The 8245-nt window shown below is 32.1% G+C and carries 9 protein-coding genes and 2 pseudogenes; 10 read left to right on the top strand and 1 reads right to left on the bottom strand.

Features of this window, described 5'->3' with window-relative positions; translation table 11 throughout:
• The 6 genes and pseudogenes from JFT89_RS12985 to JFT89_RS12960 form a co-directional block, all read left to right on the top strand.
• Nucleotides 1–248: pseudogene (locus tag JFT89_RS12985) on the top strand (hypothetical protein); the annotation flags it as partial.
• A gap of 388 nt (nt 249–636) precedes the next feature.
• A complete protein-coding gene (locus tag JFT89_RS12980; protein WP_002065260.1) occupies nt 637–1632 on the top strand; it encodes a glycoside hydrolase family 25 protein in 996 nt (331 codons plus the stop codon).
• A gap of 139 nt (nt 1633–1771) precedes the next feature.
• Entirely contained in the window at nt 1772–2623 is an 852-nt protein-coding gene (locus JFT89_RS12975; RefSeq protein ID WP_016094099.1) for a peptidylprolyl isomerase PrsA, read from the top strand.
• A gap of 567 nt (nt 2624–3190) precedes the next feature.
• The gene (locus JFT89_RS12970; RefSeq protein WP_002012623.1) at nt 3191–3412 is read left to right on the top strand and encodes a hypothetical protein; all 222 of its coding nucleotides are present in this window, start codon (nt 3191–3193) and stop codon (nt 3410–3412) included.
• Between the two features lie 565 nt (nt 3413–3977).
• A pseudogene (locus JFT89_RS12965) lies at nt 3978–4250 on the top strand (zinc ribbon domain-containing protein); the annotation flags it as partial.
• A 110-nt stretch (nt 4251–4360) separates the two neighbouring features.
• Nucleotides 4361–4696 carry a YolD-like family protein gene (locus JFT89_RS12960; RefSeq protein ID WP_002012722.1) on the top strand — a complete coding sequence of 112 codons (336 nt, stop codon included), beginning with the start codon at nt 4361–4363 and terminating at the stop codon, nt 4694–4696.
• A 285-nt stretch (nt 4697–4981) separates the two neighbouring features.
• Here JFT89_RS12960 and gerPF read toward each other — a convergent pair whose 3' ends face one another.
• Entirely contained in the window at nt 4982–5197 is a 216-nt protein-coding gene (gene gerPF / locus JFT89_RS12955; RefSeq protein WP_001141569.1) for a spore germination protein GerPF, read from the bottom strand.
• Between the two features lie 212 nt (nt 5198–5409).
• Here gerPF and JFT89_RS12950 point away from each other — a divergent pair, with 212 nt between their 5' ends.
• The 4 genes from JFT89_RS12950 to JFT89_RS12935 all read left to right on the top strand — a co-directional run bounded on the left by JFT89_RS12950 (nt 5410) and on the right by JFT89_RS12935 (nt 8207).
• Complete coding sequence (locus tag JFT89_RS12950) at nt 5410–5748, top strand: hypothetical protein (protein WP_002012726.1); 339 nt, start codon at nt 5410–5412, stop codon at nt 5746–5748.
• 325 nt (nt 5749–6073) lie between these two features.
• Nucleotides 6074–6781: an SDR family oxidoreductase gene (locus JFT89_RS12945; protein ID WP_033706745.1), complete on the top strand. Its 708-nt coding sequence runs from the start codon at nt 6074–6076 to the stop codon at nt 6779–6781.
• Nucleotides 6782–7034: 253 nt separating this feature from the next.
• Nucleotides 7035–7694: a DUF6944 family repetitive protein gene (locus tag JFT89_RS12940; RefSeq protein ID WP_002012729.1), complete on the top strand. Its 660-nt coding sequence runs from the start codon at nt 7035–7037 to the stop codon at nt 7692–7694.
• A 300-nt stretch (nt 7695–7994) separates the two neighbouring features.
• Nucleotides 7995–8207 carry a YqaE/Pmp3 family membrane protein gene (locus JFT89_RS12935; protein WP_002065263.1) on the top strand — a complete coding sequence of 71 codons (213 nt, stop codon included), beginning with the start codon at nt 7995–7997 and terminating at the stop codon, nt 8205–8207.
• Nucleotides 8208–8245: the final 38 nt, after the last annotated feature.

The raw sequence follows: 8245 nt of genomic DNA, 5'->3' as shown, positions 1-8245 counted from the left end.
GTGGAGCGAATGTTATTTTTCCAGTTTTTGCTGCGAAAGTTATTCAATTTTTTAACGATGATATCTCAAACCTTTGCCAAACGTTTACAGGTGTTGCTGCCAATGTATTTCATGATGTAATGAACGACGTTGTGTGCGATATCCCTATTTTATTTTCTACAAGCTGCGTTACAAGCAATGATGATTTACGATTTGTAATTGAAGGGAATATAGAAAATAAGGATATAACACCAAAATTGTATTATTAAAATGTGAAAAGACATTTTCCTGAATCGAAAATGTCTTTTTCTTGTACATAAAGGAAATAATAAAAAGGCAGCTTTTATTATTTAGCTGTCTTTTTACAGGGAGATTGAAAAATATTGGAGGTCAGTCATGAGTATAAGCTAAAATAGCTTACATATAGTATGCACATTATTTATAGTTTTATCCCGATATTTAGTATGAAATAAACGCAAGTCTATCGTTTGCAAATGCAAAAAAGAAGAACTTGAGTATTATGGATAAAAAGAAATTATTTAGTTTTAAAAAATGATGAAAATATATTTATTTGTCTTATAGAAGCTTGCTATTAGGCATATGGGTCTAGCAATAATACAAGCTTTGAATAGGATAATAAAAAGGAGTTGATTAGTAATGGGTTATATTGTAGATATTTCGAAATGGAATGGAAATATTAATTGGGATATTGCAGCGTCTCAACTAGATTTAGTTATTGCTAGAGTTCAAGATGGTTCGAATACGGTCGATTTTATGTATCAAGGTTATGTGAAAGAAATGAAGAAACGTAGTATTCCATTTGGAAATTATGCATTTTGCCGTTTTATATCTATTTCAGATGCAAAAAAAGAAGCGCAAGATTTTTGGAATCGTGGCGATAAAAACGCTAAATTTTGGGTGGCAGATGTAGAAGTTCAAACAATGGTAGATATGCAAGGCGGGACTCAAGCATTTATTGATGAATTACGCCGGTTAGGTGCAAAAAAAATTGGTTTATATGTAGGACATCACACGTATGTATCATTTGGAGCTCGCAATATTGATGCTGATTTTATTTGGATTCCTCGTTATGGAGGGAATAAACCAGCATATCCTTGTGATATTTGGCAATATACTGATTCAGGAAATGTTCCTGGTATTGGAAAATGTGATTTGAATCAATTAATTGGGAATAAAAATCTTTCTTGGTTTATAGGTTCAAATCGAACAAATCAATCTAGTATTGGAGACAGTAAGCAACCAAATGGAATTGGTATTGCAGTTTCAAAATATGATGATGGATACGGCATTAATTTATATGAAAATCCTGCGAATCCGCAATTTATAGGAAGACTTACGAAAAAAATCCCATATTTAATCTATAAAGGTTATTGGGGAGGTGGCGAAAAAGATATGATTTGTTTAGGGGGTGAACAACAGTGGGCTAAGTTAGAACATTTTAATGTACAATGGTTTTATGCATATTCAAAGTATACACCTGGATATGAAATTAGAACGTACGATGGGCCAAACGGGAATGATACAGGTGCGGTCGATGGGAAGGTCCCTTATCGTATTTGGAATCGTCAAGATGGATATATAGATATAGGTGGGAACAAATGGATCAAAGAAGAACATGTGCAGATTAAATAAAAAAGTCGGCTTTATGCCGGCTTTTTTATTTAATAAAGCTTGTCTCTGGCATGAAGAGAAATACTTGCAGAAAACACATTGATTTCACAATAGCGCTGTATAGTTCCTAATATACATTTATCAAAGTGAGGTATTTGAATTGAAAAAGAAAAAGCTATTTATGGGAACTATTATTGCATGTGTGGCGCTAACATTGTCTGCGTGTGGTTCCTCAGAAAATGTTGCAACATCAAAAGTAGGAAACGTGACAGAGAAAGAGTTAAGTAAAGAATTAAGGCAAACATATGGAAAAAGTACTTTATCTCAAATGATGTTAAATAAGGCATTGCTAGATAAATATAAAGTTTCAGATGAAGAAGCTAAAAAACAAGTAGAAGCAGCGAAGGAACAAATGGGTGACAAGTTTAAAGTGGCTTTAGAGCAAGTAGGATTAAAGAATGAAGATGAATTAAAAGAGAGAATGAAGCCAGAAATTGCACTTGAGAAAGCGATTAGAGCGACTGTCACAGATAAAGATGTGAAAGATAACCATAAACCTGAAATGAAGGTAAGTCACATTTTAGTGAAAGATGAAAAAACTGCGAAAGAAGTAAAAGAGAAAATAAATAATGGTGAAGATTTTACTGCTTTAGCAAAACAGTATTCGGAAGATACTGGTTCAAAGGAACAGGGCGGAGAAATAGCTGGTTTTGCTCCTGGTCAAACTGTGAAAGAGTTTGAGGAAGCTGCGTATAAATTAGATGCAGGACAAGTAAGTGAGCCAATAAAAACATCTTATGGTTATCATATAATAAAAGTGACGGATAAAAAAGAATTGAAACCATTTGATGAAGTAAAAGATACGATTCGAAAAGATTTAGAACAACAAAGACTGCAAGATGCGACAGGTAAATGGAAACAACAAGTAATCAATGATCTATTGAAAGAAGCAGATATTAAAGTAACAGATAAAGAATTTAAAGATACATTTAAAGTCTTAGATGAGAAATAAGGTTTAGAAGAAAAATAGAGATTTAGCATAATGCTATATTTCTGTTTTTTTATTTTCAATAGAAAAGGGAACTCATATAGAGTTCCCTTTTCTCGTTAGTGTGTGTGAGTTATAAATAGATAGTAAGACAATACAATATTACATTTAAATATTAAGAATTACAATAGAAAATTTTGGTGTAAATAAAAAGGAATAAGCAATTACTTCGCAAAATGTTGAAATGATAATGTTTTAGTTAATTAATTTTGTTAAATATAAACTAAATATATTTTCTTGGAGATTGAATTGAGGACATAATTTAAAGAATGGTACATATCATATTTATTGGAGTATAAATTAACTTTATAGGAAGTGACATGTTGAACATTTAGTACAAAAGGATGTTCTTAATGATGATATGAATTATTTATCCCGCTATTTTTGGGCAGTAAGACTCCCACCTCAAAATTCGGCGAATGCGAGGGAATTAGGTGGGACATCAACTGCTCGTAAAAGCCTTCACTTTATTAAAATAGGATGAATATTTTTATATTTACTAGATTATTAAATTAATTTGGGGGAGAATATATGAAAGTTATTTTTAAGAGAGAAGGCGGTGGGAAAATTTTTGAATCATCTAATGAAAATATAAGCGTTCTATTAGCTGTATTAAAAGAAACAAAAGGGATAAAGATTGGGATGGTTGAGTATGAAGTATTAGAATATAAACTGGAATATTATCGGAATCCGAAAAAAACAGAAACAGAGAGAGAATTACATATTATAATGCAACCCAAGCATATTCAATAAAGAAAGTGAAAAATTAATGAGTGTGAATCTTACTGCCTGCAAATAGCAGGATAAATGGTAGTAATTGTCGATATGTATGAAACTTATGAGGAATGAATTGTTTTACATCATAAGTTTCTAAAGCTTTGTGAGTTCGTTCATAATAAAAGTGTGTGCTTTTGTTGAAGGATGGTTAATGAGATATAGCTGAAATTTGTATTCCAGAAAGAACGTTAGTTAGGATAGAAAAGTAAAATTAGAAATATAATTAGTTCAATAAAAGCGACTTCACATTAGGTGGAGTCGCTTTTATTGTTGCTACACGTATTCTATGATGCGATAGGAAGTGCAAAGAAATTTGATTAATAAAAGGAAGTAATAAATGAGTATGAATAAACTTCATATATTAAAGTTGCATTTTGTTTGAAAAATTTACATGTTGCACTTCCGAAAGAACGTTAGTTCGTGTATAATTAGAACGAATGTTCTTTTGAAGTGGAGATTTCTACAAATTCATAAATAGTTTTGAATTGGAAAGCTACGCTACATATAAATAAGAGATGGATAAAGTGTATTTAGAAGTGAAATTAGTGAGGTATCATGGTCACAGTTTCGAACCATGTTGGAATACAAAGAAAAATGATACGGCAAACAAGTCATTGTCGTATCGAAAACATTTGCTTCAAGCCAATTATGTTCTTGTTGTAGATATCAAAACAAAGACGTTAAAAATCTAAACCTACGTAAATGGGACTGCCCTTCTTGTAGTACACATCATGATAGGGATATTAACGCAAGTATCAATCTAAAGAATGAAGCGATAAGGCTTCTAACCGCAAGGACTGCGGAGATAGCCTAATAAATTAGAGTTCGATAGAACTCTTTACTTAGGAATCCCCCACTTCTAAACGAAGTGAAAGTGGGGTAGTTCAAGAATGGATAGATATAGAAAATTGAGGAGTAAAGAAAATGAATTATGTAAAGGTACAGGAAAAAGGAAGAGAGTGGGTTCCATTTACAGTAATGTCGGAACAATTATTAAGTATGAGAAAAATTATTGGAGAGAAATTAAAAGTCCAAAGGCCACTAATAACGAATGAAGCGAAAGAAAGCATTTCAGACAAATTATTAACTTCATTATTGTCTGAAAAAGAGATGTTAGTGACCTATTTTGAAGAAGGATACATACTTACGAGTTATATGACAGTGGTTCATATAAATCCAATTCAACAAATTGTAAAATGTACAGATGCATTTTATAAAACATATATATTTGCTGCAAGGGACATAATTGATGTAACTTAAAAGAAGCTGAATTTTGAAGTTTAGCTTCTTTAATTTATCTAGCTATTTGCGGGCAATTAGATTTACACCTCAAAATTCGGCTGTGAGTCAGGATACCTGTAAAAACCTAATTTTTTGAAGAGGTGAAGAACTAAATGAAAAAGCAGCTAGATGGAAGCTAGCTGCTTAGTCCCAGGGAAAGGGAGAAAAAGATTGGTACTCAAAAAATCGACGATAGCTGTGTATCAGCCTGAGTATAGTATAGACAAATTTAAAAATGTTATACAAAAATGATTACAGAGCTGTTTAGGCAGTACCAACTTGGTTTTGATCTGCTAGATCAGAATCAAATGTATTAGTCGCGCTAACCCCACTAAAAGTGTTCACTACGAAGCCAACGTTAGATGCGCCAGATCCGTTATAAGCTTTCGTATTCTCTTTTGGAGAAACATTGTAGAAATCACCTAAGTTGAAAGATCCGTTACTATTTTGTACAACTAAATTCCCAACAACTGAGGGCATAATTTTCACCTACTTTATAAGTAATTGTTTGCATTACTATATGAAGGTACAGTCTAATTGGTTCATTTGACAAATATTCCGGAATAGAAAAATGTTTGAAGCTTTGTTTAATCAATCGAGCAAAAAGTATGTTAAAATTAATGAAGAGCTGAATTTTAAAAAGAACAAATTTGAATAATTAATATATATGGAATTAAAGGAGGCAAAATGTAATGGATAATGTTATAAAAACAGTGGATTTAACAGATGCAGAATCAAGTAAACTTGTTGCTTTTATTTATAGTAATGATGTCACATTGATCGAAAAAGCATTTTGTCCTAATGAAATAAAATTAAAGTTTAATGAAATAGCAATTTTATCGGCAATTAAAACCGCATATATTACGAAAGTATCTATAAGGAAAGAACTTGAAGCGATTTTTCACGATACAGGCGTTTTATTAGTAAAGCAAAATGTTGAAAGGAATAGTATTCAATCTATAACAATGCATTTTGAGCAATTTAAAAAGTTGCAAAATGAGATTGAGAATCTAAATAAAAGTATGTTATAAGACTAGGTGAAAATTTATTGATAGAGGTGGGCTCTGTTAAGTTGAAAAAGTGGATTGAAAAGTATTTGGATAAATCGAACCGTAAAAATAAATATACTTTCATTAAGGTGTAACCTATATTTATCGATGTGAGAAATGTAGGGAATAGAAGATACAATTTAAAAATAATAACGATACAAACAAAAAGAGTAACTATGATGGTTACTCTTTTTGTTTGTAATATGTAATATCAAAAATACTTCTAAAGTATGAAATGAATTGATACTTAAGTGAGATGTTGAATAAGAATAAAAAGAGTAATATTAATGGAAAGGAGGAGATGAAGTTGGAGCGAAACGACATTGGGAAACTTGTAATTATTACTGGAGTAACGCAAGGGTTAGGACGTGCAATGGTTGATAGGTTTCATGAATTGGGATGGAAAATAGCAGGGTGTGGACGCTCAAAAAATAAAATTGAAGAGCTTAATAAATATTACGGTGCTTCACATGATTTTCAAATAATTGATGTTTCAAATCATCACCAAGTTAGTAAATGGGCAAGTCGTATTATTAATAGGTATAGGGCTCCCGATATGTTAATAAATAATGCATCGATTGTTAATCAAAGTGCACCGCTATGGAAAGTTCCGGCTCAAGAATTTGAAAGTGTAATGAGTGTAAATGTGAACGGGGTAGTAAATGTTATTAGGGCGTTCGTCCCGACGATGATAGCTAGGAAAGAAGGAATTATTATTAATATGAGCTCTAGTTGGGGAAGAGAAGGCGAGGCTGAACTTGCGCCATATTGTGCTTCGAAGTTTGCTGTTGAAGGTATCACGCAGTCAATGGCAATGGAACTGCCAAATGGTATGGCAGTAGTTGCTTTAGATCCAGGTGGAAGTATTAGCACTCCAATGCTTCACTCATGTGCACCTCAATATGTAAAAGAATCTCCTACACCTGAAATGTGGTCACATAAAGCAATTCATTATATATTAAATATATCAATAGATAAAAACGGTGAGTCATTGACATGTCCAGTATGCATTTAATCTTCAGATAAGTATTAAATGTTATATTCACAGTTCTGAAGGACAAGCATATATTGAAGTATGTAGGAAGCATTTGCAAATTATACATTCATCGAGAAACTCCTTGTCAAAAAGAGCGCCTGAAAGGTGCTCTTTTGTATTATTAGTACATTATGTGATGCACAAAATTACATATGAAAAATAGAATAATGAATTAAAGGTGATATTTGTTTATTTCGAATGTACTAGAAAATTTAAATATAGGTGATGGGAAATGAACCTACGCGATTTAGAATTGACAGGTGCCTGGTTTCAAGTAGGAGGAAATCTTATAGCAGCAATTGGAACAACTAGAGGGTTTGCAGGGGAAGAAAAGATTGAGTCGGATCTCGTTATTGTAGGGAGTTCATTACAAGCTCTCGGATATATATTACAAATTATAGCAACTAATGATGCGAAAGATGAAGATAAATGTGAGAAGCAAGAGGTAACTATAGATAATAAAAATAAAGCGCTAGCGAAAACGGGGATTGAGTTATTAGCTTTAGGTAATATTTCTAATGTAATAGGAACATATTTAAATCTAAATGAACAAATGAAAGAAAATGATTTCCTTATAATTACTGGTAATAGTTTGCAATCAATTGGAGCTTTTTTAGGAGTAGAAGTAGCATTGAATGAGAAAAATGGAATACAGTGGATTATTGTATTAGGGAATTCAATGCAAAGTTTAGGTGCAGGATTACAAGCATATGAAGGTATTCACAATATATCAAAAGAAGAAGAGGGAAATGAAGATAGTAATATAGATAAAGAAGATCAACGCATAATAGGGCTAATAGGTATTTGGATACAGGCAATAGGTACTGTAATTTCAGCAATTGGATTAACCGAAATAGTAGAGGAACAACGATTGGAATCTAAGAAAAGGTGATGAAATACTCATTTCAATGAAGTTTGGAGTATTTCAATTTTAGAAGTAGGACAAGATGGATGTGTTAATTCTTTTTGTAGGCTTTTTCATATAGGCGTAGAATATACATATAAACGAACAGGTGAAAATAGCTTGTTAACGTTATTGAGAGGTTCCTCATTTAGTTATACTATTATATGTGATTTTTGTAATGATGAGTTCTTATATACGCTTTTAGAAATAACATGATTTCATAGGTTTGATAGTGTAGGAGATGGATGGGGAAGAATCGAAAAATAAACATTAAGGAGTTTTTCAGATATGATGTACTTATTAGCAATTCTACTTCCGCCGGTAGCTGTTTTATTTTGCGGAAAGCCGTTTCAAGCGATTATTAATTTCATTTTAACCTTAATTTTTTGGGTTCCAGGAGCGATACACGCAGTTCTTGTCGTACATGATAAAAAAGCCGACAGGCGACTTAAAAGACAAGTTCAGGCGTACGATGAAATTAATAAAAGAAATAGAAGGTAAATTGCGATTAACATACAAAAAAGAAAGGGGATTTGATT

This window comes from Bacillus sp. TH25 (assembly GCF_016650935.1).
GTDB lineage: Bacteria > Bacillota > Bacilli > Bacillales > Bacillaceae_G > Bacillus_A > Bacillus_A mycoides.
This window is presented reverse-complemented; position numbering and strand designations above follow the sequence as displayed.

Bases quoted from the DNA above. Each gene is read 5' to 3' on its own strand.
- JFT89_RS12980 (WP_002065260.1), top strand. From the start codon at position 637: ATGGGTTATATTGTAGATATTTCGAAATGGAATGGAAATATTAATTGG.
- JFT89_RS12950 (WP_002012726.1), top strand. From the start codon at position 5,410: ATGGATAATGTTATAAAAACAGTGGATTTAACAGATGCAGAATCAAGT.
- JFT89_RS12940 (WP_002012729.1), top strand. From the start codon at position 7,035: ATGAACCTACGCGATTTAGAATTGACAGGTGCCTGGTTTCAAGTAGGA.
- gerPF (WP_001141569.1), bottom strand. From the start codon at position 5,197: ATGCCCTCAGTTGTTGGGAATTTAGTTGTACAAAATAGTAACGGATCT.
- JFT89_RS12970 (WP_002012623.1), top strand. From the start codon at position 3,191: ATGAAAGTTATTTTTAAGAGAGAAGGCGGTGGGAAAATTTTTGAATCA.
- JFT89_RS12960 (WP_002012722.1), top strand. From the start codon at position 4,361: ATGAATTATGTAAAGGTACAGGAAAAAGGAAGAGAGTGGGTTCCATTT.
- JFT89_RS12935 (WP_002065263.1), top strand. From the start codon at position 7,995: ATGATGTACTTATTAGCAATTCTACTTCCGCCGGTAGCTGTTTTATTT.